The sequence below is a fragment of the Streptococcus sp. KHUD_015 genome, from assembly GCF_051106265.1.
GTDB lineage: Bacteria > Bacillota > Bacilli > Lactobacillales > Streptococcaceae > Streptococcus.
This window is the reverse complement of record NZ_CP193665.1, coordinates 1,861,565-1,884,681: the sequence shown is the minus strand read 5'-3', so window position 1 is coordinate 1,884,681 and position 23,117 is coordinate 1,861,565. Positions and strand designations below refer to the sequence as shown.

General features: G+C 40.9%; 27 protein-coding genes. 25 read left to right on the top strand and 2 right to left on the bottom strand.

The annotated features are described in order from the left end of the window. The first annotated feature begins 63 nt into the window (after window positions 1-63). From rsmA to ACORHU_RS08800, 14 genes are all read left to right on the top strand, one after another. On the top strand, window positions 64-936 hold the full coding sequence (gene rsmA, locus ACORHU_RS08865; protein WP_434364390.1) for a 16S rRNA (adenine(1518)-N(6)/adenine(1519)-N(6))-dimethyltransferase RsmA: 873 nt from the start codon (window positions 64-66) through the stop codon (window positions 934-936). A gap of 1 nt (window position 937) precedes the next feature. Beyond that, window positions 938-1,816, top strand: a complete 879-nt coding sequence (gene rsgA / locus ACORHU_RS08860; RefSeq protein WP_434365177.1) for a ribosome small subunit-dependent GTPase A — start codon at window positions 938-940, stop codon at window positions 1,814-1,816. Between the two features lie 10 nt (window positions 1,817-1,826). After that, a complete protein-coding gene (rpe, locus tag ACORHU_RS08855; protein WP_434364389.1) occupies window positions 1,827-2,483 on the top strand; it encodes a ribulose-phosphate 3-epimerase in 657 nt (218 codons plus the stop codon). Beyond that, window positions 2,446-3,108, top strand: a complete 663-nt coding sequence (locus ACORHU_RS08850; protein WP_434364388.1) for a thiamine diphosphokinase — start codon at window positions 2,446-2,448, stop codon at window positions 3,106-3,108. Before rpe ends, ACORHU_RS08850 begins: the two co-directional genes overlap by 38 nt. A gap of 1 nt (window position 3,109) precedes the next feature. After that, the gene (gene rmuC, locus ACORHU_RS08845) at window positions 3,110-4,366 is read left to right on the top strand and encodes a DNA recombination protein RmuC (RefSeq protein WP_434364387.1); all 1,257 of its coding nucleotides are present in this window, start codon (window positions 3,110-3,112) and stop codon (window positions 4,364-4,366) included. After that, window positions 4,356-5,297, top strand: a complete 942-nt coding sequence (locus ACORHU_RS08840; RefSeq protein WP_434364386.1) for a 3'-5' exoribonuclease YhaM family protein — start codon at window positions 4,356-4,358, stop codon at window positions 5,295-5,297. The genes rmuC and ACORHU_RS08840 overlap by 11 nt, the downstream gene beginning before the upstream one ends. Window positions 5,298-5,402: 105 nt before the next feature. Then, window positions 5,403-6,230 carry a pur operon repressor gene (purR, locus tag ACORHU_RS08835; protein WP_136936900.1) on the top strand — a complete coding sequence of 276 codons (828 nt, stop codon included), beginning with the start codon at window positions 5,403-5,405 and terminating at the stop codon, window positions 6,228-6,230. Between the two features lie 66 nt (window positions 6,231-6,296). Continuing rightward, window positions 6,297-7,547: a diaminopimelate decarboxylase gene (locus ACORHU_RS08830; RefSeq protein ID WP_434364385.1), complete on the top strand. Its 1,251-nt coding sequence runs from the start codon at window positions 6,297-6,299 to the stop codon at window positions 7,545-7,547. 125 nt (window positions 7,548-7,672) lie between these two features. Next, entirely contained in the window at window positions 7,673-8,467 is a 795-nt protein-coding gene (gene pflA, locus ACORHU_RS08825) for a pyruvate formate-lyase-activating protein (RefSeq protein WP_001288288.1), read from the top strand. Window positions 8,468-8,786: 319 nt separating this feature from the next. Then, window positions 8,787-9,497, top strand: coding sequence for an ABC transporter ATP-binding protein (locus ACORHU_RS08820; RefSeq protein WP_434364384.1), 711 nt, complete (start codon window positions 8,787-8,789; stop codon window positions 9,495-9,497). Window position 9,498: 1 nt separating this feature from the next. Beyond that, window positions 9,499-10,284, top strand: coding sequence for an ABC transporter permease (locus ACORHU_RS08815; RefSeq protein ID WP_434364383.1), 786 nt, complete (start codon window positions 9,499-9,501; stop codon window positions 10,282-10,284). Between the two features lies 1 nt (window position 10,285). Continuing rightward, the gene (locus ACORHU_RS08810; protein WP_434364382.1) at window positions 10,286-11,005 is read left to right on the top strand and encodes an ABC transporter permease; all 720 of its coding nucleotides are present in this window, start codon (window positions 10,286-10,288) and stop codon (window positions 11,003-11,005) included. Between the two features lie 61 nt (window positions 11,006-11,066). Beyond that, a complete protein-coding gene (locus ACORHU_RS08805) occupies window positions 11,067-11,753 on the top strand; it encodes a response regulator transcription factor (RefSeq protein ID WP_000323582.1) in 687 nt (228 codons plus the stop codon). Further along, window positions 11,723-12,811, top strand: a complete 1,089-nt coding sequence (locus ACORHU_RS08800; RefSeq protein ID WP_434364380.1) for a sensor histidine kinase — start codon at window positions 11,723-11,725, stop codon at window positions 12,809-12,811. The genes ACORHU_RS08805 and ACORHU_RS08800 overlap by 31 nt, the downstream gene beginning before the upstream one ends. A gap of 176 nt (window positions 12,812-12,987) precedes the next feature. Here the strand turns inward: ACORHU_RS08800 and yidC are convergent, their stop codons facing one another. After that, a complete protein-coding gene (gene yidC, locus ACORHU_RS08795) occupies window positions 12,988-13,914 on the bottom strand; it encodes a membrane protein insertase YidC (RefSeq protein ID WP_434364378.1) in 927 nt (308 codons plus the stop codon). A gap of 77 nt (window positions 13,915-13,991) precedes the next feature. Next, complete coding sequence (locus ACORHU_RS08790; protein ID WP_434364376.1) at window positions 13,992-14,270, bottom strand: acylphosphatase; 279 nt, start codon at window positions 14,268-14,270, stop codon at window positions 13,992-13,994. Between the two features lie 33 nt (window positions 14,271-14,303). On the opposite strand from ACORHU_RS08790, the gene ACORHU_RS08785 reads away from it, so the two are divergent. The 11 genes from ACORHU_RS08785 to ACORHU_RS08735 all read left to right on the top strand — a co-directional run bounded on the left by ACORHU_RS08785 (window position 14,304) and on the right by ACORHU_RS08735 (window position 23,111). Further along, window positions 14,304-15,044 carry a TrmH family RNA methyltransferase gene (locus ACORHU_RS08785; RefSeq protein ID WP_434364374.1) on the top strand — a complete coding sequence of 247 codons (741 nt, stop codon included), beginning with the start codon at window positions 14,304-14,306 and terminating at the stop codon, window positions 15,042-15,044. Between the two features lie 54 nt (window positions 15,045-15,098). After that, the gene (locus ACORHU_RS08780; protein WP_001016903.1) at window positions 15,099-15,782 is read left to right on the top strand and encodes a Bax inhibitor-1/YccA family protein; all 684 of its coding nucleotides are present in this window, start codon (window positions 15,099-15,101) and stop codon (window positions 15,780-15,782) included. Between the two features lie 110 nt (window positions 15,783-15,892). Then, the gene (gene asnA / locus ACORHU_RS08775) at window positions 15,893-16,885 is read left to right on the top strand and encodes an aspartate--ammonia ligase (RefSeq protein ID WP_049541035.1); all 993 of its coding nucleotides are present in this window, start codon (window positions 15,893-15,895) and stop codon (window positions 16,883-16,885) included. A gap of 64 nt (window positions 16,886-16,949) precedes the next feature. Beyond that, on the top strand, window positions 16,950-17,489 hold the full coding sequence (rsmD, locus tag ACORHU_RS08770) for a 16S rRNA (guanine(966)-N(2))-methyltransferase RsmD (protein WP_061087576.1): 540 nt from the start codon (window positions 16,950-16,952) through the stop codon (window positions 17,487-17,489). Beyond that, window positions 17,479-17,967: a pantetheine-phosphate adenylyltransferase gene (gene coaD, locus ACORHU_RS08765; RefSeq protein ID WP_061087577.1), complete on the top strand. Its 489-nt coding sequence runs from the start codon at window positions 17,479-17,481 to the stop codon at window positions 17,965-17,967. Before rsmD ends, coaD begins: the two co-directional genes overlap by 11 nt. After that, window positions 17,951-18,988 (top strand): SepM family pheromone-processing serine protease, encoded by a 1,038-nt coding sequence (locus ACORHU_RS08760; RefSeq protein WP_061087578.1) that lies wholly within the window; start codon window positions 17,951-17,953, stop codon window positions 18,986-18,988. The genes coaD and ACORHU_RS08760 overlap by 17 nt, the downstream gene beginning before the upstream one ends. Before the next feature lie 56 nt (window positions 18,989-19,044). Next, window positions 19,045-19,275, top strand: coding sequence for a DUF1146 family protein (locus ACORHU_RS08755; RefSeq protein WP_063612229.1), 231 nt, complete (start codon window positions 19,045-19,047; stop codon window positions 19,273-19,275). A 23-nt stretch (window positions 19,276-19,298) separates the two neighbouring features. Continuing rightward, window positions 19,299-20,582, top strand: coding sequence for a UDP-N-acetylglucosamine 1-carboxyvinyltransferase (gene murA, locus ACORHU_RS08750; RefSeq protein ID WP_061087579.1), 1,284 nt, complete (start codon window positions 19,299-19,301; stop codon window positions 20,580-20,582). Further along, complete coding sequence (locus tag ACORHU_RS08745; RefSeq protein ID WP_061088603.1) at window positions 20,575-20,763, top strand: DNA-directed RNA polymerase subunit beta; 189 nt, start codon at window positions 20,575-20,577, stop codon at window positions 20,761-20,763. Before murA ends, ACORHU_RS08745 begins: the two co-directional genes overlap by 8 nt. 38 nt (window positions 20,764-20,801) lie before the next feature. Next, window positions 20,802-21,626, top strand: coding sequence for a DNA-entry nuclease EndA (endA, locus tag ACORHU_RS08740; protein WP_434364370.1), 825 nt, complete (start codon window positions 20,802-20,804; stop codon window positions 21,624-21,626). Window positions 21,627-21,779: 153 nt separating this feature from the next. Beyond that, window positions 21,780-23,111 carry a hemolysin family protein gene (locus tag ACORHU_RS08735; protein ID WP_061759330.1) on the top strand — a complete coding sequence of 444 codons (1,332 nt, stop codon included), beginning with the start codon at window positions 21,780-21,782 and terminating at the stop codon, window positions 23,109-23,111. Window positions 23,112-23,117 lie beyond the last annotated feature (6 nt).

Below are 23,117 nucleotides of genomic sequence, written 5' to 3'. Positions count from 1 at the left end.
CACCCCCAAAATACAAGGGGAATGTGTTACAATAGTAGTAACAGATAATAGAAAAGAGAATAGATGAGAATTGCAGATTACAGCGTGACCAAGGCAGTGCTGGAGCGTCACGGTTTTACCTTTAAAAAGTCCTTCGGGCAAAATTTCTTGACGGATACCAATATTCTTCAAAAAATCGTGGATACGGCTGAGATTGATGACCAGGTTAATGTCATCGAAATCGGGCCAGGTATTGGTGCTTTGACCGAGTTTTTGGCTGAGCGTGCAGCAGAAGTTATGGCCTTTGAGATCGACCGCCGTTTGGTACCGATTTTGGCAGATACTCTGTGTGATTTTGATAATGTAACCGTGGTCAACGAGGACATTCTCAAAGTTGATTTGGCGAAGCATATCCAGAATTTCAAAAATCCTGACCTGCCAATCAAAGTAGTGGCTAACTTGCCATACTATATCACGACGCCTATTCTCATGCACTTGATTGAAAGTGGCATTCCTTTTAGTGAGTTTGTGGTCATGATGCAGAAAGAAGTGGCGGATCGTATCTCAGCCCAACCTAACACCAAGGCTTACGGTAGCTTGTCGATTGCGGTTCAGTACTATATGACAGCCAAGGTTGCTTTTATCGTGCCGCGTACAGTCTTTGTGCCAGCGCCAAATGTGGACTCAGCTATTTTGAAAATGGTGCGCTGTCCAGAACCAGCCGTAGCAGTAGAAGATGAAAACTTCTTCTTTAAGGTTTCCAAGGCTAGTTTTACCCATCGCCGCAAGACCTTGTGGAATAACTTGACAGGCTACTTTGGCAAGACTGAAGAAATTAAGGATAAATTGACTAAAGCTCTAGACCAGGCAGGATTGTCACCAAGTGTACGTGGGGAAGCTCTCAGCTTGGCAGAATTTGCCAGTCTAGCAGATGCGCTTAAAGGGCAAGGGCTCTAAGATGCAGGGACAAATTATTAAAGCCTTGGCAGGCTTCTACTATGTGGAGAGTGAGGGCCAGGTTTATCAGACACGAGCGCGTGGGAATTTCCGTAAAAAAGGGCATACTCCCTACGTTGGGGATTTGGTCGACTTTTCTGCTGAGGAAAATTCGGAAGGCTATATTCTCAAGATTCACGAACGAAAAAACAGTCTGGTCCGTCCGCCCATTGTCAATATTGACCAAGCTGTGGTGATCATGTCTGTCAAGGAACCGGACTTCAACAGCAATTTGCTGGATCGGTTCTTGGTTCTTTTGGAGCACAAGGGTATCCATCCCATCGTCTATATTTCTAAGATGGATTTGTTGGAAGATAGGTCAGAATTGGATTTTTATGAACAGACTTATGGTAACATCGGCTATGACTTTGTGACCAGTAAGGAGGAACTTTTGCCCTTGTTAACAGGCAAGGTTACAGTCTTTATGGGGCAGACAGGTGTTGGGAAGTCAACTCTTCTCAATAAAATCGTACCGGACCTCAACCTTGAAACGGGAGAAATCTCAGACAGTCTAGGTCGTGGCCGTCATACCACTCGAGCTGTTAGTTTTTATAACCTCAATGGGGGTAAAATCGCAGATACACCGGGATTTTCATCGCTGGATTATGAAGTGACAACGGCTGAAGACCTTAATCAGGCTTTTCCAGAGATTGCTAGTGTCAGCCGAAACTGCAAATTCCGCACTTGTACCCATACTCATGAGCCGTCCTGTGCAGTGAAGCCAGCAGTGGAAGAAGGGACCATTGCCACCTTCCGTTTTGACAACTACCTGCAATTCCTCAGTGAGATTGAAAATCGCAGAGAAACTTATAAAAAAGTCAGCAAAAAAATTCCAAAATAAGGAGAAACCTATGTCTCAATACAAGATTGCTCCGTCAATTCTGGCAGCGGATTATGCCAACTTTGAACGTGAAATCAAACGTCTAGAAGCAACTGGGGCAGAGTATGCCCATATCGATATCATGGATGGTCATTTTGTGCCACAAATCAGTTTTGGTGCGGGTGTGGTCGAGAGTCTTCGTCCTCATAGCAAGATGGTCTTTGACTGCCACTTGATGGTAGCTAATCCAGAGCATCATTTAGAAGACTTTGCGCGTGCGGGAGCAGATATCATCAGTATCCATGTGGAAGCAACGCATCATATCCATGGTGCCCTTCAAAAAATTCGTTCACTAGGTGTCAAGCCATCTGTTGTTATCAATCCTGGTACGCCTGTGGAGGCGATTAAGCACGTGCTTCACCTAGTTGACCAAGTTTTGGTCATGACGGTGAATCCTGGCTTCGGTGGGCAAGCTTTTCTACCTGAAACCATGGATAAGGTACGTGAGCTGGTTGCCCTTCGTCAGGAAAAAGGTTTGAAATTTGAGATTGAAGTGGATGGTGGGATTGATGACCAAACTATTGCTCAAGCCAAAGAAGCTGGTGCGACCGTTTTTGTAGCAGGTTCCTATGTCTTTAAGGGAGAAGTCAATGAGCGAGTACAAACTCTCAGAAAACAACTGGACTAGGGTTGCCGTTTTTGCTGGCGGAGACCGCGGTCATTATCGAACGGATTTTGATTGCTTTGTTGGTGTAGATCGAGGCTCGCTCTGGGTCTTGGAAGAAAATCTGCCTCTTGCTCTAGCAGTCGGAGATTTTGATTCTGTGACGGAAGAAGAGCGGCAAGTGATTCAAAAACGTGCCCAGTATTTTGTCCAAGCCCGACCAGAAAAAGATGATACAGATTTGGAATTGGCTCTCTTAACCATCTTTGAGCAAAATCCTCAGGCTCAGATTACTATTTTCGGTGCTTTGGGTGGCCGTATTGATCACATGCTGGCCAATGTTTTTCTTCCTAGCAATCCCAAGTTGGCACCCTATATGCATCAAATAGAAATTGAGGATGGGCAAAACTTGATTACTTATTGTCCAGAAGGGACCAGTCAGCTACATCCCCGTTCAGACTACGATTATCTAGCCTTTATGCCGGTTCGAGATAGCCAGCTGACCATTCTTGGAGCCAAGTATGAGTTGACAGAGGAAAATTTTTTCTTTAAAAAAGTGTACGCTTCTAACGAATATATAGATAGGGAAGTTTCAGTGACTTGCCCAGATGGCTATGTGGTCGTACTACATAGTAAGGACAGGAGGTAGGATGGAAAGTTTACTTGTTCTATTATTGATTGCCAACCTAGCTGGACTCTTTCTGATTTGGCAGAGGCAGGATAAGCAGGAAAAACATCTGACCAAGAGCTTGGAGGATCAGGCAGATCACTTGTCAGACCAGTTGGATTACCGTTTTGAACAAGCCAGACAAGCCAGCCAGTTGGACCAAAAAGATTTGGAAGTGGCTGTCAGCGACCGTTTGCAAGAAGTGCGAATCGAATTGCACCAAAGTCTGACGCAAGTCCGTCAAGAAATGACAGATAGTCTCCTCCAAACCAGAGACAAGACTGACCAACGTCTCCAAGCCTTGCAGGAATCAAATGAGCAACGTTTGGAACAAATGCGCCAAACAGTCGAGGAAAAACTAGAAAAGACCTTGCAGACGCGCTTGCAAGCTTCCTTTGAGACAGTTTCCAAACAACTGGAGTCTGTCAATCGTGGCCTTGGAGAAATGCAGACAGTTGCCCGTGATGTTGGCGCCCTCAACAAGGTTCTCTCTGGAACCAAAACGCGAGGGATTCTGGGAGAATTGCAACTGGGGCAAATCATCGAGGATATCATGACCCCTGCCCAGTATGAACGAGAATACGCAACGGTTGAAAACTCCAGTGAACGAGTGGAGTATGCCATCAAGCTGCCTGGACAAGGCGACCAGGAATACGTCTATCTGCCAATTGACTCTAAGTTTCCACTGGCAGATTATTACCGCCTAGAAGAAGCCTATGAAGTAGGTGACAAGGATGAAATCGAACGCTGTCGTAAGTCACTCTTAGCAAGTGTCAAGCGTTTTGCTAGGGATATTAGGAACAAGTACATAGCGCCACCTCGGACGACCAATTTTGGAGTTTTGTTTGTTCCGACAGAAGGTCTCTACTCAGAAATCGTCCGTAATCCTGTCTTCTTTGATGATTTGAGACGGGAGGAGCAGATTATTGTTGCAGGTCCAAGTACCCTATCAGCTCTTCTTAACTCCCTATCGGTTGGTTTCAAAACCCTCAATATACAAAAGAGTGCTGACCATATTAGCAAGACCCTTGCTAGCGTCAAGACTGAGTTTAGCAAGTTTGGTGGTATTCTGGTCAAGGCACAAAAACATCTTCAACATGCCTCTGGCAATATTGATGAACTATTAAACCGTCGCACCACAGCTATCGAGCGGACGCTCCGTCACATTGAGTTATCAGAAGGTGAGCCTGCGCTTGATCTACTCCATTTCCAAGAAAATGAGGAAGAATATGAAGATTAGTCACATGAAAAAAGATGAGCTGTTTGAAGGCTTTTACCTAATCAAATCAGCTGACCTGAGGCAAACTCGAGCTGGGAAAAACTACCTAGCCTTTACCTTCCAAGATGATAGTGGCGAGATTGATGGGAAGCTCTGGGATGCCCAACCTCATAACATTGAGTCCTTTACTGCAGGTAAGGTTGTCCACATGAAAGGGCGCCGAGAAGTTTATAACAACACCCCTCAAGTCAATCAAATTACTCTCCGCCTGCCTCAACCTGGCGAACCCAATGATCCAGCTGATTTCAAGGTCAAGTCACCAGTTGATGTTAAGGAAATACGTGACTACATGTCGCAAATGATTTTTAAAATTGAAAATCCTGTCTGGCAACGAATTGTCCGAAATCTTTACACCAAGTACGATAAGGAATTCTATTCTTATCCAGCTGCTAAGACCAACCACCATGCCTTTGAAACAGGCTTGGCCTATCATACGGCGACCATGGTGCGTTTGGCAGATGCTATTAGCGAGGTCTATCCTCAGCTTAATAAGAGTCTGCTTTATGCGGGGATTATGCTGCATGACTTAGCTAAAGTCATCGAGTTGACGGGACCAGACCAGACCGAGTACACAGTGCGAGGCAATCTTCTTGGGCATATTGCTCTCATTGATAGCGAAATTACTAAAACAGTGATGGAACTCGGCATCGATGATACCAAGGAAGAAGTCGTTTTACTTCGTCACGTCATCCTCAGTCACCACGGCTTGCTTGAGTATGGAAGTCCAGTCCGTCCACGCATTATGGAAGCAGAGATTATCCATATGATTGACAATCTGGATGCTAGCATGATGATGATGTCAACAGCTCTGGCTTTGGTGGATAAGGGAGAGATGACCAATAAAATCTTCGCTATGGACAATCGTTCCTTCTATAAACCAGATTTAGATTAACAATTTAAGAAAAATGAGCATTTTTTAGGATAAGAATGTTCGTTTTTTTATGTGAATATGGTATAATAGATAAAATATCAAAATTAAATGAAGTGGGAAATAGAAATGAAATTAAGAAGAAGTGATCGGATGGTTGTCATTTCCAACTATTTGATTAATAATCCTTATAAACTAACTAGTCTCAATACTTTTGCTGAAAAGTATGAATCTGCTAAATCATCTATCTCAGAAGATATCGTCATTATCAAACGCGCCTTTGAGGAAATCGAAATCGGTCACATCCAGACTGTGACTGGGGCTGGCGGAGGTGTCATCTTTACACCATCAATCTCAAACCATGATGCTAAGGAAATGGTTGAAGACTTGCGTGCCAAGTTGTCAGAAAGTGACCGTATCTTGCCAGGTGGTTACATCTACCTGTCCGATTTGCTTAGCACACCAGCCATCTTGAAAAATATTGGTCGCATTATTGCCAAGAGCTTTATGGATCAAAAAATTGATGCGGTTATGACCGTAGCGACTAAGGGTGTGCCACTTGCAAATGCAGTTGCCAATGTCCTCAATGTTCCCTTTGTTATTGTGCGCCGTGACCTGAAAATTACCGAAGGTTCAACTGTCAGCGTCAACTATGTATCAGGTTCAAGTGGTGACCGTATCGAGAAAATGTTCCTTTCAAAACGTAGTCTCAAGGCAGGAAGCCGTGTCTTGATTGTGGATGACTTCTTGAAAGGTGGCGGAACTGTCAACGGGATGATCAGTCTCTTGCGTGAGTTTGATTCAGAATTGGCAGGTGTAGCGGTCTTTGCGGACAATGCCCAAGAAGAACGTGAAAAGCAGTTTGACTACAAGTCACTCTTGAAGGTAACCAATATTGATGTCAAGAACCAAACTATCGATGTTGAGGTTGGTAATATCTTTGACGAAGATAAATAAGAGATAGAACTAAAGGTTGGAACGATTGTCCCAGCCTTTCTTTGGAAATAGAATAGAAGGAAGCTTATGAAGACACCATTTATCAATAAAGAAGACTTAGAAGCGATTGTTGCCGAGTTCCCGACTCCCTTTCACTTGTATGATGAGAAGGGGATTCGTGAGAAGGCAAGAGCCGTCAACCAAGCCTTTTCGTGGAACAAGGGCTTTAAGGAATATTTTGCAATTAAGGCTACTCCAACTCCAGCTATTTTGAAAATTCTCCAAGAGGAAGGTTGTGGTGTGGACTGCTCTAGTTATGTGGAGCTTTTGATGAGCCATAAACTGAATTTCCCTGGTTCTGAGATTATGTTCTCTTCAAACAACACGCCAGACAAGGAATATGCCTATGCGCGTGAATTGGGTGCGACCATTAACTTGGATGCCTTTGAAGATATTGAACATCTGGAGCGAGCAGCAGGAATTCCAGAAATCATCTCATGTCGTTACAATCCTGGAGGCGTTTTTGAGCTAGGAACAGATATTATGGACAATCCTGGCGAGGCTAAGTTCGGCATGACCAAGGACCAGCTCTTTGAAGCTTTTGCTAGCTTGAAGGAAAAAGGAGCCAAGACCTTTGGGATTCACTCCTTCCTAGCATCCAATACCGTGACCCATCTCTATTATCCAGAGTTGGCGCGTCAGCTATTTGAATTGGCTGTTGAAATCAAGGAAAAGTTGGGCATTTCGCTAGATTTTATCAATCTTTCTGGCGGTATTGGTGTCAACTATCGTCCAGACCAGGAGCCAAACGATATCGCCTTGATTGGTGAGGGGGTTCGTAAGGTTTATGAAGAGGTTCTTACGCCAGCAGGTCTTGGTCAGATTAAGATTTTCACCGAATTGGGTCGTTTTATGTTGGCACCTCACGGTGCTTTGGTTACAAGAGTGACTCATAAGAAGGAAACCTACCGTACCTATCTAGGTGTGGATGCATCAGCAGTCAACCTCATGCGTCCAGCTATGTACGGAGCTTACCATCATATTACTAACGTGACCCATCCAGATGGACCAGCTGAAGTTGTAGATGTGGTTGGTTCACTCTGTGAAAATAATGATAAATTTGCAGTAAATCGTGAACTACCTCATACAGAAATCGGTGATTTGCTGGTAATTCATGATACAGGTGCTCACGGTTTTTCAATGGGCTACCAGTACAATGCCAAACTTCGTTCTGCGGAAATCCTCTATACCGAAGAAGGTAAAGCCCGTCAAATTCGCCGTGCAGAGCGCCCTGAGGACTACTTTGCAACCTTGTATGGCTTTGATTTTGAAGAATAAAATGATAATTAATTGAAAATGAAATTGAAAAACAGATTGCTTTCTAAAAAATAGGCAAAAATCTTGTTTTTCCTTCAAGTCGTGATATAATAAAACTATAAAACGTTTTCAAGGAAGGTAACGATATGTCTGAAGAAACAATTGATTATGGACAAGTGACAGGGATGGTGCATTCGACAGAAAGCTTTGGGTCGGTAGATGGCCCTGGTATTCGCTTTATTGTCTTTTTGCAGGGCTGTCACATGCGTTGCCAGTATTGCCACAACCCAGATACTTGGGCGATGGAGTCCAACAAATCACGTGAACGGACGGTAGATGATGTCTTGACAGAGGCCTTGCGCTACCGCGGTTTCTGGGGGAATAAGGGTGGGATTACAGTCAGTGGAGGAGAAGCCCTCTTGCAGATTGATTTCCTGATTGCCCTTTTTACCAAGGCTAAGGAACAAGGAATCCACTGTACCTTGGATACCTGTGCCCTTCCTTTCCGCAATAAACCACGTTACCTTGAAAAGTTTGACAAGCTCATGGCTGTAACTGACTTGGTTCTCTTAGATATCAAGGAAATCAACGAAGAACAGCACAAGATTGTTACTAGCCAAACCAATAAAAATATTTTGGCCTGTGCCCAGTATCTATCAGATATTGGAAAACCTGTCTGGATTCGCCACGTGCTAGTTCCAGGTTTGACAGATAGAGATGATGACTTGATTGAACTTGGTAAGTTCGTCAAGACCCTCAAAAATGTTGATAAATTTGAAATTCTACCTTATCACACCATGGGTGAGTTCAAGTGGCGTGAATTGGGAATTCCTTATTCGCTCGAAGGGGTCAAACCACCAACAGCAGATCGCGTTAAGAACGCTAAAAAACTCATGGATACCGAAAGTTACCAAGACTATATGAAACGTGTACATGGATAAAAAGGAAGCCTGATGGAAACATCGGGCTTTTAAGTTTACACAAATGTATATAATTAAATAAAACAAAATTTTATACTCTTCGAAAATCTCTTCAAACCACGTCAGCGTCGCCTTACCGTAGGTATGGTTACTGACTTCGTCAGTTCTATCCACAACCTCAAAACACTGTTTTGAGCAGCTTGCGACTAGCTTCCTAGTTTGCTCTTTGATTTTCATTGAGTATTAAATCTTTTGACTCTCTAAATTCTGAAAAAAATCCGAAAAAGAATGTGTAAGATATAGTTACTTTTAGAAATATTAAATAGAATAGGAGAACATCATGGAACAAAGTATTACCATTAAAAATTTATGTAAGTCATATGGACAAACTCAAATTTTAAAAGATATTTCTTTTGAAGTAAAAGCAGGTAGAGTGACTGCTTTCCTGGGTCCAAATGGAGCTGGAAAAAGTTCAACCTTACGTATTTTATTAGGACTAGACAAAGCAACATCTGGTCTTACCAAAATTGGAGATCAAACTTATAAGGAATTAAAATTTCCTCTAAAGATTGTAGGAGCTTCATTTGACAGTGTAGGAGCTCCTGATGATCGGACTGTTTATCAACATTTGAAAATTGTTGCTGCTAGTAATGGGATATCCAGTCAGCGAATTGAGCAAGTCTTGGATATGGTGGATATTAGCCATAAGAAAAAATCTAAAATTGGAAAATTATCATTAGGCGAAGGACAACGCTTAGGAATTGCAACAGCTCTATTAGGAAATCCTCAATATCTGATATTGGATGAACCGACTAATGGGTTGGATCCAAGAGGAATTCGGTGGTTTAGAGAGTTTATAAAAAAACAAGCTCAAGAAGGGAAGACAGTCTTGCTATCATCTCATATATTATCGGAAGTGGAAGCAGTAACAGATGATGTCGTTATTATAAATAAAGGAAAAGTTCTTATAAAAGGAACTTTACAAGAAGTGATGAAAAATCTTTCTTCACTAGAAGAAGTCTTCTTTAGTTTAACAGAAGGAGGAAAGTGACATGGTACTTATTTACTCTCTTCATTCTGAAATATTGAAATTACTTTATAGGAGAGCTACTCATATTGTACTATTCTTGATACTGGTATTTCAAACATTTTTAGCAAATATTGGTGCTTCTCAAATTGTTTCAGTTGGTATCCATGCTACACCAGAGACAAATCCAGAATTAGCAGAAGCTATACCTCCTATTGAATTTTTAGGTTTTGATGTCACTTTATTTGGTGTTTTTATTATGATTATCCTAGGCTCAATTTACGGAGCCGAGGAGTATAAATGCTCTGCTATTCGTACAAGCCTCCTCTCTATTACAAATCGAAGTACTTTCCTAGTTTCAAAAACATTAGTTTGGCTTGTATTTTCTTTTCTCATTTCCTTTCTATCAATATTCCTTACGATTAACATGACACATTATGTTTTAGGACAAGATGGCTTAATGCTTTTTTCACTAAATGGAACAGTTTGGTTCTATATATTTTTAGCCAGTATAGCTTGGACTTTGTTGGGACTGCTGGCCTATATTATGGCTTTGACATTTAAAACAGCCATTGTTCCTCTATTATTTTTGCTTCCTCAAGTCTACAATTTAGGAACATTCTTAGCAAACTATATATCGATTGCAAAATTTCTTCCAGTTGCATTGGGGCAAGGATTGATTGCTACATCTCCTCAAATTTTAGAACATAATAGTTTACAACATATTTTATTTTTACTTTGTTGGAACTCTTCATTCTTGGCTTTAGCAATTTACCGCTTACTTAAGTCAGATATTGGAGGAGGTGAATAGGTTGAAAGAGCAACTTAAAAGTGAGTATCTCAAGTTTATGATGAATCCTTGGCACTGGTTGATTATAGGTGCTCTATTACTGTGTGTTCCGGCGATGGTTATTTTTTTAAATAGTAAGCCAGACCAGTTGACCCTACAGTTTGTTTTGGAACAGCTACTGCAAAGTCTCTATTTAGGACAGGCAGGTTTCATTAGTCTAGCGGTTCTATTTATAGGTCAAGAATTTACAGGTTCTAGCCTTCGTACCAGTTTTCTTACCTGTCCAAATCGTTTGAAATTTATAATCTGTAAACTAGCTATTGTATTATGTATGGAAATTGTATTATTGGTTGCTGTAATATCATTATGCATACTAATCGCGCAAGTATACTACAATATCAATCTTTTGAGTAATATTAAACATGTTCTAACAATTCTATTTCCAGCTTGTATTTCTATTCTAACCTTCGCTCTTTTAAGTGGTATTTTTGTATTTATTTCCCAGTCTTTTATCTTAATTTTGGGAATCAGTTTATCCCTTTTATTGGGCTTGGGACAAATGTTATTACAATTCAGTTCTTTTTTTAGAAATTTACCATTACTGGCTAGTATGAATTGTTTTTATACCTATCCATTGTCTCTTTATTATCCAGTGTGGCAAGGCTTAGGGATACAAATAGTTTGGTTATTAATTGTTTTTCTATTTGCTACATTGATACTCATAGGAAAAAATGTAGGCTAAAGACAGGGGATATCCTGTCTTTTTCTCAGGTAGTGCTATAATATATTCAGGAGGGTGAGTTATGGCTTATAAAATTTTGGTTGTAGATGATGATCTTGCTATTCTTCGCCTAATAAAAAAAGTACTAGAATATGAAAAATATGAAGTAGTCATACGAAATAAGATAGAAGAGATTGATCTTTGTGATTTTACAGGCTTTGACTTGATTCTATTAGATATTATGATGCCTGTTAGTGGTTTAGAAATCTGTCAGATGATTCGCGAGCAGATAACTGTTCCTATCTGTTTTATAACTGCCAAGGATATGGATGAAGATTTAGTAGCTGGAATCAATGCAGGTGCTGATGATTATATTATGAAGCCCTTTAGTATGCAAGAATTGTTAGCACGTGTTAAAATGCACTTACGTCGTGAAGAACGAACTAAAGGAAATGTTCATCAAATAAAGATTGGGAAGCTTATACTATATACGGATAGTAAGGAACTATTTGTAAACGATGATAAGATTGCTCTGACAAGGAGGGAATTTGACATAGTGAATCTTTTGGCAAGCAACCCAAGTAAAATATATTCTATTGAGGAAATTTATAATTATCTATATCCACAAAGTTCCGAAGCGCTTTTACGTTCGGTTTCAGAGTACATTTATCAAATTCGTCAAAAGCTGAAACCTTATCAATTAAATCCAATTAAAACCTTGTACGGTGGAGGATATCAATGGGTAGAATCAAAAGTTTTAGACAATTAATTCGAGAAACCTGTTGGAGAATTATTTGGCAGTTTAGTCTTGGCTTACTAATGGCCTATCTTATTCCCTTAGCTTCAGTATCTATACAAATAAATGAAGATGGGAAACCTTTAAACAATAGTGGTGTTCTATCAATCTTTTTTAATGTGTCATCATGGATATATATTTGTGTTTTATTGATTATTCTAATAAGTTATCACATTGGAAAATTGTTGAAAAAACTGAGTTATGAAATGACTTTGATTTATGAAAATAGTATGTGGTTGGAGAAGGAATGTACAGAAAGTTTAACAGTTAAAGAATTTCGCGAGACAGGAAATCGGATTATTGTGATGCAAGATAGAATTCGACAATTAATAGTTGATGAGAAACAGCAGAAGGAAGATTTAATGTTTCAGGTTTCAGCAGCTTCTCATGATTTAAAAACTCCCTTAACCATTATTAGGGGAAATGTGGAATTTTTGCAGGCGATAACTGAAAACGACCAATCTCAAGAATGCTTAGCAGATATAGAAAGAGCTAGTCAACAGTTACTAGATTATTTCAATCAATTAATTCACTATTCTAAAACCTATTATGATGATGAGACAGGCTGGACGGAGTATTCCTCTTCAGATTTTATCAATGAATTAGAGAAAGAAGTTTCTTTTTTGATAAAAAATCAGATGAAGTTTTCTTTTGAACAAAATGTGAAAGGAACTGAAAACTATTATATAAATCCATCTCTTCTAATTCGTGCCATACAAAATATTTTAACAAATGCTTTGGAGTATGCAGATAAACAGAATCCTAAAATTAACATTAGGGTAGAGCAAGAGGGGAAGGAATTGAAAATAGGTATATGGAATAATGGTTCGGAATTTCCAGAGGAAGTTTTAAATCATTTTGGGAAGCTCTTTTATCGTATGGATAAAGCTAGATCGGTTAAAGAGCAACATTATGGTATTGGACTTAGTTTTGTATGTAGAGTTGCAAAACTACACAAAGGCCGAGTTGAGCTTAGAAATAGAGACGCGGGAGCAGAAGTTTTAATAACTGTGAATTGTATTAAATCATAGCGAGTTACTTGTTAATTTATGATTGAATAGTTTTTATATGTGAGCTTTTAAACTATTTAACTTTTTCGACTAGTATAAGATGTAACGGTAGATAATAAAAACGAATGATGATATCTAGTTGATGAAAACTATTTATCATTCATTCGTTTTTTAATTATTGGATAATTTACGTAGCTTTATCTCGAACGTTGTTTTCCAGCGTTGCGATTTTTATGTTTTTTCTTGCTTGTGATAGCAGTTGGTTGTTCAGGGGTAACGTCTTTTCGTCCACTTGGTGTAGAGAAAGCACTTGCTTTTGGTGGGTTCTTGGCTAGTTCTTCACGGACTTTTTTGCGAAGTTTTGGACGAACGATATAGTTGACGATAAACTGTTGGAGAATCATCATGAAACCACCGACAACCCAATAAAGAGTGACACTAGCTGGTGAGATGAGGGAGAAGCCGGCAATCATGACTGGGCTCACGTAAGCCATTTTCTTGATTTGATCTCTTTGCGTTTCATCTTCTACTCCGTGAAGTGAAAGGAGTGATTGAAGATAGTAAAGGACACCAGCGCAGGCAGCTAAAATCATACTTGGAGAGCCTAGAGGAATTCCTAGGTAACTTGCTTGAGCAACACCTTCAGTATATTGGGCAGCAAAGTAAATTGCAGAGAAGAAAGGCATTTGAAGGAGGATAGGGAAACATCCTACACCACCAAACATGCTGATGCCGTGCTCTTTTTGAGCAGCAAAGAGAGCTTGTTGGGCTTCGAGTTTTTCTTCTTGAGTAGTCGCTTCCTTGAGACGAGTTTGGTGTGGCTCAAGGACGTGCTTGAGGGCGTTCATCTTTTCAGAGTGAAGCGTTGCCTTCCATGATTGGTAGATACCAAGTGGCAAGATAATCAAGCGCACGATAATGGTTACGATGATGATAGCGACACCAAAGCCTAGACCTTGATCAGTAGCGAAGTACTTGATAGCTTCAGCCATAGGCGCTCCGATAGTATTCCAAATAAATCCTATTGGCTTTCCTGTGGCTTTATCGACGCTAACACAGCCAGTCAAGACTAGCAACATAGCCACTCCCATAGCCGAGAGTGCAAAACGTTTAATAGATTTCACTGTTTTTATTCCTTCTTTAAAAATTATACCTTTCTATTCTACTGTTTTTTTACAAAATATACAATAGTTCTAGAGACCTAATTTGCGATTTTAAAGTCAGGGTAGGGAGGAAAGTTGCTCAGTTGGACATCTAAGTAGCTGACTTTTGAAAAAGGTGTGGGTCCTTTGCGGACTTCTTGGATAAATTTTGCCATGGTAGCAGATGAGTCTGCTTGGGCTAAAATTTCCACTGTTCCGTCGTCGTTATTCCATACTCGACCTGTGATGCCACCAATTTCAAGTGCCAAGCTGTAAACACCCCAACGAAAGCCGACTCCCTGCACCCTACCTTGGGCAATCATTCTAACCTTTTGCATACCAAACTCCTTTGATTGTGTTATAATATTTCTATGACTATTATAACCTCAAAAGCCAACTCTGTGGTAAAAAATGCCAAGAAATTACACCAAAAAAAATACCGCAAGTCTGCTTATTTGATTGAAGGCTGGCACTTGTTTGAAGAAGCTGTTCAAGCTGGAGTGACGATTGAGAAAATCTTTGCCTTAGAAACTTACCGAGATCAGTTAGCTGCTTTTTCGCAAACTGTCTGGGTTTCAGAGGATATTTTGCTAGATTTGGCGGATTCTCAGACTCCACAGGGCATTGTTGCGGTGGTTCAAAAAGAAGAAGTAGGACAAGTTGATTTGAGTCAGGGCAAGTTCTTGTTTTTGGAAGATGTGCAAGATCCTGGTAATGTGGGAACCATCATTCGGACTGCGGATGCAGCAGGTTTTATAGGAGTAATTGTTTCAGAAAAGTCGGCAGATATCTACAGTCTCAAGACTCTACGTTCCATGCAAGGCAGTCATTTTCATCTGCCTATTTACCGGATGTCTAGTCAAGCGCTTCTTAAGGAAACCAAAGAGGCAGGTATCCCAGTGCTGGCAACAACTCTATCTAAAGATTCTGTTGATTACAGAGAACTGCCTCCCATAGAAAATTTTGTACTAGTCATGGGAAATGAGGGTCAAGGAATTAGTTCCCTCATGGCTGAAAGTGCAGACCAGTTGGTCCATATTAGCATGAAGGGTAAGGCAGAGAGTTTGAATGTTGCAGTTGCAGCTGGTATTTTGATTTTCCATTTAAGCTAATTTTAACTTTCTTTGTTATAATCAAGGAAAGATGTTCATAGAAAAGGAGAAAAGATGAATCACACTATTATTCATGACCGCGCAGGTCTCAATCAATTTTACGCTAAGGTTTATGCCTTTGTTGGTCTGGGGATCGGATTATCCGCTTTAGTATCAGGCCTTATGTTGACGGTCTTTCAGTCTCAGCTGGTTTACTTTTTGATGCAGGGGCGTCTCTGGTTGACCATTGCAACTTTTGCAGAGTTGGCCTTGGTTTTCGTTGCCAGTAACATGGCCTTAAAGAATAGTCCAGCGGCTCTTCCAGTATTTTTACTTTACTCAGTATTAAACGGCTTTACCCTGAGTTTTGTGGTGGCCTTCTATACTCCGGGTACAGTTTTATCTGCATTTGTATCAAGCGCCCTTCTCTTCTTTGTTATGGCGGCAGTCGGTATGTTCACCAAGAAAGATTTGAGTGGGCTTGGTCGAGCGATGATGGCAGCTCTAATCGGTTTGTTGATTGCCATGGTAGTTAATATTTTCTTAGCTAGTGGCTTCTTTGATTATATGATTAGCGTAGCCATGGTTTTGGTCTTCTCAGGGTTGATTGCTTGGGACAACCAAAGAATTCGTCTCGCATATGAACAATCACAAGGTCGTGTGGCGACAGGTTGGGTTGTGTCAATGGCTCTCAGTATCTATCTTGATTTTATCAATCTTTTCCTAAGCATTTTACGTATCTTTGGCCGCAATGATTAAAAGGTCTATGAAATCAGTGTTTTGAGTGACACTGATTTTTTTAAAATTTCTCTTTTCTTTTCTTGGAAATAGGTGTATAATGCTTTTAATTAATTTTTGAGGAGTAGTTTATGAAGAAAAGTTTTATCCATCAACAAGAAGAAATTTCTTTTGTCAAAAACACTTTTACCCAGTATTTGAAAGATAAGCTAGAAGTTGTCGAAGTGCAAGGTCCTATCTTGAGTAAGGTCGGTGATGGGATGCAGGACAACTTATCAGGTGTGGAGAATGCCGTATCGGTCAAGGTTCTCCAAATCCCTGATGCTACTTATGAAGTGGTGCACTCACTTGCTAAATGGAAACGCCATACCTTGGCCCGCTTTGGTTTCGGTGAGGGTGAAGGTCTCTTTGTTCACATGAAGGCCCTTCGTCCAGACGAAGACTCGCTGGATGCTACCCACTCTGTTTATGTTGATCAGTGGGACTGGGAAAAGGTCATTCCAAATGGCCAACGTAACATTGCTTACCTAAAAGAAACTGTTGAGAAGATTTACAAGGCTATTCGCCTGACTGAGCTAGCTGTTGAAGCTCGCTATGACATCGAGTCTATCTTGCCAAAACAAATCACTTTCATCCATACAGAAGAGTTGGTAGAACGCTACCCAGACTTGACTCCAAAAGAACGTGAAAATGCTATCTGTAAAGAATTTGGTGCTGTTTTCTTGATTGGTATCGGTGGTGAATTACCAGACGGTAAACCGCACGATGGACGTGCACCAGACTACGATGACTGGACAAGTGAGTCTGAAAATGGCTACAAGGGTCTAAATGGTGATATTCTGGTTTGGAATGAATCTCTAGGTGGAGCCTTTGAGTTGTCTTCTATGGGGATTCGTGTAGATGAAGAAACCCTTCGTCGTCAGGTAGAAATCACCGGTGACGAAGACCGCTTGGAATTGGAATGGCACAAGGCATTGTTGAATGGCCTATTCCCATTGACAATCGGTGGAGGAATTGGACAATCTCGTATGGCCATGTTCTTACTTCGCAAGAAACATATCGGAGAAGTGCAAACAAGTGTTTGGCCTCAAGAAGTCCGCGATACTTACGAAAATATTTTGTAGAGAATCGAACCGCAAGGTTCGGTTTTCTTTCTCTTTTCGCTCATAATTTGGTATAATAAACGGTATGAAAATCGTATCAGGAATCTATGGGGGACGTCCCCTCAAGACACTAGAAGGCAAGACGACAAGACCTACTTCGGATAAGGTTAGGGGAGCCATTTTTAACATGATTGGTCCCTATTTTGAAGGGGGACGAGTCTTGGACCTTTATGCAGGTAGTGGTGGTTTATCTATCGAAGCAGTATCGCGTGGCATGTCCAGTGCTGTTTTGGTGGAGCGAGACCGTAAGGCTCAGACCATCGTGGCTGAAAATATCCAGATGACCAAGGAAATTGGAAAATTTCAACTCCTCAAGATGGATGCAGAAAGAGCATTGGAACAGGTATCTGGGGAATTTGACCTCATTTTCTTAGACCCTCCTTATGCCAAGGAACAAATCGTAGCAGATATTGAAAAAATGGCTGAAAGAGCGCTTTTTTCTGAAGATGTCATGGTCGTGTGTGAGACAGATAGAATGGTAGAACTTCCAGAAGAAATTGCTTGTCTTGGAATCTGGAAAGAAAAAATTTATGGAATTAGTAAGGTGACAGTCTATGTCAGATAAGATTGGATTATTCACAGGCTCATTTGATCCTATGACAAATGGGCATCTGGATATCATTGAACGGGCGAGCAGACTCTTTGATAAGCTCTATGTCGGTATTTTTTTTAATCCCCACAAACAAGGATTTCTCCCTATCGAAAGTCGTAAACGGGGACTAGAAACGGCTTTGAAACATTTGGAAAATGTTGAAGTTGTGTCTTCTCATGATGAATTGGTGGTTGATGTCGCAAAAAGACTGGGGGCTACTTGTCTAGTGCGTGGTTTGAGGAATGCAGCGGATTTGCAATATGAAGCCAGTTTTGATTACTACAACCATCAGCTGTCTCCTAATATAGAGACCATTTATTTACATAGTCGACCTGAACATCTCTATCTCAGTTCATCAGGCGTTAGAGAGATTTTGAAGTTTGGTCAGGATATTGCCTGCTATGTTCCCGAGAGTATTTTGGAGGAAATAAGAAATGAAAAAAAAGATTAGATGGCCCTTATACGTCATTGCGGCCTTGATTGTGACTTTCTTGGCATTTGTAGTGCCCTTGCCCTATTATATAGAGGTTCCAGGTGGTTCGGAAGATATTCGCCAAGTCCTTAAAGTAAATGACACAGAAGATAAGGAAGCTGGTGCCTATCACTTCGTTACGGTCGGTGTTCAGCATGCTACTTTAGCTCATATGATTTATGCTTGGTTGACGCCTTTTACAGATATTCGCAGTGCTCAGGAGACTACAGGTGGTTCTTCCGATGTTGAATTTATGCGAATTAATCAATTCTACATGCAGACATCGCAAAATATGGCCAAGTATCAAGGGCTAAAAACAGCTGGTAAGGATATTGAACTCAAATACCTTGGTGTTTATGTTTTGACTGTGACGGATAATTCGACCTTTAAAGGGATTCTCAACATCTCTGATACGGTCACAGCAGTCAATGATCAGACCTTTGATAGTTCCAAAGATTTGATTGATTACGTCAATTCTCAAAAATTAGGGGACTCAGTTAAAGTGACCTATGAAGAGGATGGGCAAACCAAGTCTGCAGAAGGTAAGATTATCACCTTGGAAAATGGCAAAAATGGGATTGGAATCGGATTGATTGACCGTACAGAAGTGACCAGTGATGTCCCAATTCGCTTTTCAACAGCCGGTATCGGCGGACCAAGTGCTGGTCTCATGTTTAGTCTGGCCATCTATACCCAAATAGCTGACCCTGGCCTTCGTAATGGCCGCATTGTTGCCGGTACAGGAACCATTGACCGCGATGGGAATGTGGGGGATATTGGAGGTATCGATAAGAAAGTTGTAGCTTCGGCTAGAGAAGGTGCTGCTATTTTCTTTGCCCCTGATAACCCTGTTAGCGAAGAAGAACAAAAAGCACATCCAGATGCGAAAAACAATTATCAGACAGCCCTAGAAGCAGCCAAAACAATCAAGACAGATATGAAAATTGTTCCCGTTAAAACCCTACAAGATGCAATTGATTACTTGAAAAACAATCCCTAATTTTAAGTGAAGTTTCCAAACTAGCGCACAAACAGAGAAGATGGTATAATAGTCAAATGGTTCAATTATTATTCACTCTAAGCAGTCACATGCTCTTTATTTATGTGAGTTTTTACCTTTTAAAGGATCTTGTTAGATGGGAAAAAGTTTTAAAAGTGACAGCTGAGAATACAAGAAAAGTCCGTTTATTGATAGCTCTTTTCAGCATCGTAATGGGCTACATCATGAGTTCATTCTTTATCAGCCTATATCAGTTGTGGCAAGAAGCGCTTAGAGGATTATTATAAAATCAAATGTAAAGGAAAGAAGTATGGAAAAAATTGTGGTTCAAGGTGGCGATAATCGTCTGGTAGGAAGTGTTACGATCGAAGGAGCAAAGAATGCAGTCTTGCCCTTGTTGGCAGCGACTATTCTAGCAAGTGAAGGAAAGACCGTCTTGCAGAATGTTCCTATCTTGTCAGATGTTTTCACTATGAATCAGGTGGTTCGTGGTTTGAATGCCAAGGTAGATTTTGATGAGGAGGCTCATCTTGTCGAGGTGGATGCGACTGGTGATATCACTGAGGAAGCTCCTTACAAGTATGTCAGCAAGATGCGCGCCTCCATCGTTGTCTTGGGACCAATTCTTGCTCGTGTAGGTCATGCTAAGGTATCCATGCCAGGTGGTTGTACCATTGGTAGCCGTCCTATTGATCTTCATTTGAAAGGTCTAGAAGCTATGGGGGCTAAGATTAGTCAGACAGCTGGTTATATCGAAGCCAAGGCTGATCGCTTACATGGGGCTCATATCTACATGGACTTCCCAAGTGTTGGCGCTACGCAGAACTTGATGATGGCAGCGACTCTGGCTGATGGTGTGACAGTGATTGAGAATGCTGCGCGTGAGCCTGAGATTGTTGACCTAGCCATTCTCCTTAATGAAATGGGAGCCAAGGTTAAGGGTGCTGGTACAGAGACTATTACCATTACTGGTGTTGAGAAACTTCATGGTACGACTCACAATGTAGTCCAAGACCGTATCGAAGCAGGAACCTTTATGGTGGCTGCTGCCATGACCGGTGGTGATGTCTTGATTAAAGACGCTGTCTGGGAGCACAACCGTCCCTTGATTGCCAAGTTACTTGAAATGGGTGTTGAAGTAATTGAAGAAGACGAAGGAATTCGTGTTCGTTCTCAACTAGAAAATCTAAAAGCTGTTCATGTGAAAACCTTGCCCCACCCAGGATTTCCAACAGATATGCAGGCTCAATTTACAGCCTTGATGACCGTCGCAAAAGGGGAGTCAACTATGGTGGAGACAGTTTTCGAAAATCGTTTCCAACATCTAGAAGAGATGCGCCGCATGGGCTTGCACTCTGAGATTATCCGTGATACAGCTCGTATTGTTGGTGAACAGCCTTTGCAGGGAGCAGAAGTTCTTTCAACTGACCTTCGTGCCAGCGCAGCCTTGATTTTGACAGGTTTGGTAGCACAAGGAGAAACTGTAGTTGGTAAATTGGTTCACTTGGATAGAGGTTACTACCGTTTCCATGAGAAATTGGCGCAGCTAGGTGCTAAGATTAAGCGGATTGAGGCAAGTGATGAAGATGAATAAGAAATCAAGCTACGTAGTCAAGCGTTTACTTTTAGTCATCCTGGTACTGATTTTAGGTACTCTGGCCCTAGGAATTGGCTTAATGGTAGGTTATGGAATCTTGGGCAAGGGTCAAGATCCATGGGCTATCCTGTCTCCAGCCAAATGGCAGGAATTGATTCATAAATTTACAGGAAATTAGGCTGGAGAACCAGTCTTTTTCTAGAGATAAGGAGAAAAATGGATAGAAAAACAAGACAGACATTGATCGGGCTGCTAGTGTTATTGCTTTTATCTGTGGGAAGCTATTATATTAAGCAGATGCAGTCGACAGCGAATAGTCCCAAAACCAAGCTTAGTCAGAAAAAACAAGCGTCTGAGGCTCCTAGTCAAGAATTGGCAGAAAGTGTCTTAACAGATGCAGTCAAGAGTCAAATAAAAGGGAGTCTGGAGTGGAATGGCTCAGGTGCTTTTATCGTCAATGGTAATAAAACAAATCTAGATGCCAAGGTTTCAAGTAAGCCCTACGCTGATAATAAAACAAAGACAGTGGGCAAGGAAACCGTGCCAACCGTAGCAAATGCTCTCTTGTCTAAGGCAACTCGCCAGTACAAGAATCGTGAAGAAACGGGGAATGGTTCGACTTCATGGACTCCTCCAGGCTGGCATCAGGTTAAGAATCTAAAGGGTACTTATACCCATGCGGTCGATAGAGGTCACTTGTTAGGCTATGCTTTAATCGGTGGCTTAGATGGTTTTGATGCCTCAACAAGCAATCCTAAAAACATTGCTGTTCAGACAGCCTGGGCAAATCAGGCACAGGCCGAGGATTCGACTGGTCAAAACTACTATGAAAGTATGGTACGTAAGGCCTTGGACCAAAACAAGCGTGTTCGTTACCGTGTAACTCTTTATTATGCTTCAAACGAGGATTTAGTTCCTTCAGCTTCACAGATTGAAGCCAAGTCTTCAGACGGCGAATTGGAATTTAATGTTCTAGTTCCCAATGTTCAAAAAGGGCTTCAACTGGATTACCGAACTGGAGAAGTAACGGTTACTCAGTAAAATACAAAATAAACTCCTATGTCACTTGTGGATGTAGGGGTTCTTTTTTACTAGTTTAAGCAGGGCTAGAATAGGTACTAAGAAAAAATAATATGTACTGGACTAGATTTTGTGATATAATAAAGGATAAGATACTATTTTAGGAGAAGAACTATGGAAGACCCAAGTAGTCAGAATTTGTTGCTACAATTTGTTTTATTGTTTATCTTGACGGTGTTGAATGCCTTTTTCTCAGCCACAGAAATGGCCATGGTGTCACTTAACCGTGCGCGGGTTGAACAAAAGGCAGAAGAAGGAGATAGACGCTATATCCGTCTGCTGAAGGTACTAGAAAATCCTAACCACTTTTTATCAACCATTCAAGTAGGGATTACCCTGATTACGATTTTGTCAGGGGCGAGTTTGGCAGAGACTCTGGGACGAGAAATTGCATCTTGGCTTGGAAATGGTGAAACAGCTTATGCTATTGCAAGTTTTCTATCTTTAGCATTTTTGACTTATATTTCCATCGTTTTTGGGGAATTGTATCCTAAGAGAATCGCTCTTAATCTAAAAGATGCCTTAGCGATTCGTACAGCGCCAGTTATTATTGGGCTGGGAAAACTAGTTAATCCCTTTGTTTGGCTCTTGTCTGCGTCTACTAATCTTTTGAGTCGCTTGACTCCTGTGGCCTTTGACGATGCTGATGAAAAAATGACCCGTGATGAAATTGCCTACATGCTGACAAATAGTGAAGAAACACTAGATGCTGACGAAATTGAGATGTTACAGGGGATTTTTTCACTAGATGAACTGATGGCCAGAGAAGTTATGGTTCCTCGAACGGATGCCTTCATGGTTGATATTAAAGATGATAGTCAAACCATCATCCAAAGTATTTTAAAACAAAATTATTCTCGTATCCCTGTCTATGATGGAGACAAGGATAACGTGATTGGGATTATTCATACCAAGAGTCTTCTTAAGGCAGCCTTTGTAGACGGTTTTGACAATATTGTTTGGAAGAGAATTTTACAAGATCCACTCTTTGTTCCTGAAACTATTTTTGTGGATGACTTGCTAAAAGAATTGCGCAATACCCAAAGACAAATGGCAATTTTGCTAGATGAATACGGTGGGATGGCTGGTTTGGTGACCCTTGAAGACCTCTTAGAGGAAATCGTTGGGGAAATCGATGACGAAACGGATAAAGCAGCAATAGATGTTCATCAGATTGGCGATGATACTTACATTGTTCAAGGTACCATGAATCTCAATGATTTTAATAGCTACTTTGATGTTGAACTGGAAAGTGATGACGTTGATACCATCGCTGGTTATTATTTGACAGGAATTGGGAGTATTCCAACGACTGAGAAACTCAGCTATGAATTGGTCAGCCAAAACAAACAGCTTATCCTAACCAATGATAAGGTGAAAAATGGACGTGTTACCAAGGTAAAAGTCCAAATTACCGAAGTTGAAATAGAAGAAGAAACAGAGTAAACTAGA

Coding starts and splice junctions, on each gene's coding strand:
- endA (WP_434364370.1), top strand. CDS start 20,802: ATGGATAGAAAAACAAGACAGACATTGATCGGGCTGCTAGTGTTATTG.
- ACORHU_RS08735 (WP_061759330.1), top strand. CDS start 21,780: ATGGAAGACCCAAGTAGTCAGAATTTGTTGCTACAATTTGTTTTATTG.
- ACORHU_RS08820 (WP_434364384.1), top strand. CDS start 8,787: ATGGAACAAAGTATTACCATTAAAAATTTATGTAAGTCATATGGACAA.
- rpe (WP_434364389.1), top strand. CDS start 1,827: ATGTCTCAATACAAGATTGCTCCGTCAATTCTGGCAGCGGATTATGCC.
- purR (WP_136936900.1), top strand. CDS start 5,403: ATGAAATTAAGAAGAAGTGATCGGATGGTTGTCATTTCCAACTATTTG.
- rsmA (WP_434364390.1), top strand. CDS start 64: ATGAGAATTGCAGATTACAGCGTGACCAAGGCAGTGCTGGAGCGTCAC.
- coaD (WP_061087577.1), top strand. CDS start 17,479: ATGTCAGATAAGATTGGATTATTCACAGGCTCATTTGATCCTATGACA.
- ACORHU_RS08800 (WP_434364380.1), top strand. CDS start 11,723: ATGGGTAGAATCAAAAGTTTTAGACAATTAATTCGAGAAACCTGTTGG.
- ACORHU_RS08815 (WP_434364383.1), top strand. CDS start 9,499: ATGGTACTTATTTACTCTCTTCATTCTGAAATATTGAAATTACTTTAT.
- ACORHU_RS08790 (WP_434364376.1), bottom strand. CDS start 14,270: ATGCAAAAGGTTAGAATGATTGCCCAAGGTAGGGTGCAGGGAGTCGGC.
- ACORHU_RS08830 (WP_434364385.1), top strand. CDS start 6,297: ATGAAGACACCATTTATCAATAAAGAAGACTTAGAAGCGATTGTTGCC.
- asnA (WP_049541035.1), top strand. CDS start 15,893: ATGAAGAAAAGTTTTATCCATCAACAAGAAGAAATTTCTTTTGTCAAA.
- ACORHU_RS08745 (WP_061088603.1), top strand. CDS start 20,575: ATGAATAAGAAATCAAGCTACGTAGTCAAGCGTTTACTTTTAGTCATC.
- rmuC (WP_434364387.1), top strand. CDS start 3,110: ATGGAAAGTTTACTTGTTCTATTATTGATTGCCAACCTAGCTGGACTC.
- ACORHU_RS08840 (WP_434364386.1), top strand. CDS start 4,356: ATGAAGATTAGTCACATGAAAAAAGATGAGCTGTTTGAAGGCTTTTAC.
- ACORHU_RS08850 (WP_434364388.1), top strand. CDS start 2,446: ATGAGCGAGTACAAACTCTCAGAAAACAACTGGACTAGGGTTGCCGTT.
- ACORHU_RS08785 (WP_434364374.1), top strand. CDS start 14,304: ATGACTATTATAACCTCAAAAGCCAACTCTGTGGTAAAAAATGCCAAG.
- ACORHU_RS08805 (WP_000323582.1), top strand. CDS start 11,067: ATGGCTTATAAAATTTTGGTTGTAGATGATGATCTTGCTATTCTTCGC.
- murA (WP_061087579.1), top strand. CDS start 19,299: ATGGAAAAAATTGTGGTTCAAGGTGGCGATAATCGTCTGGTAGGAAGT.
- ACORHU_RS08780 (WP_001016903.1), top strand. CDS start 15,099: ATGAATCACACTATTATTCATGACCGCGCAGGTCTCAATCAATTTTAC.
- pflA (WP_001288288.1), top strand. CDS start 7,673: ATGTCTGAAGAAACAATTGATTATGGACAAGTGACAGGGATGGTGCAT.
- rsgA (WP_434365177.1), top strand. CDS start 938: ATGCAGGGACAAATTATTAAAGCCTTGGCAGGCTTCTACTATGTGGAG.
- rsmD (WP_061087576.1), top strand. CDS start 16,950: ATGAAAATCGTATCAGGAATCTATGGGGGACGTCCCCTCAAGACACTA.
- ACORHU_RS08755 (WP_063612229.1), top strand. CDS start 19,045: ATGGTTCAATTATTATTCACTCTAAGCAGTCACATGCTCTTTATTTAT.
- ACORHU_RS08760 (WP_061087578.1), top strand. CDS start 17,951: ATGAAAAAAAAGATTAGATGGCCCTTATACGTCATTGCGGCCTTGATT.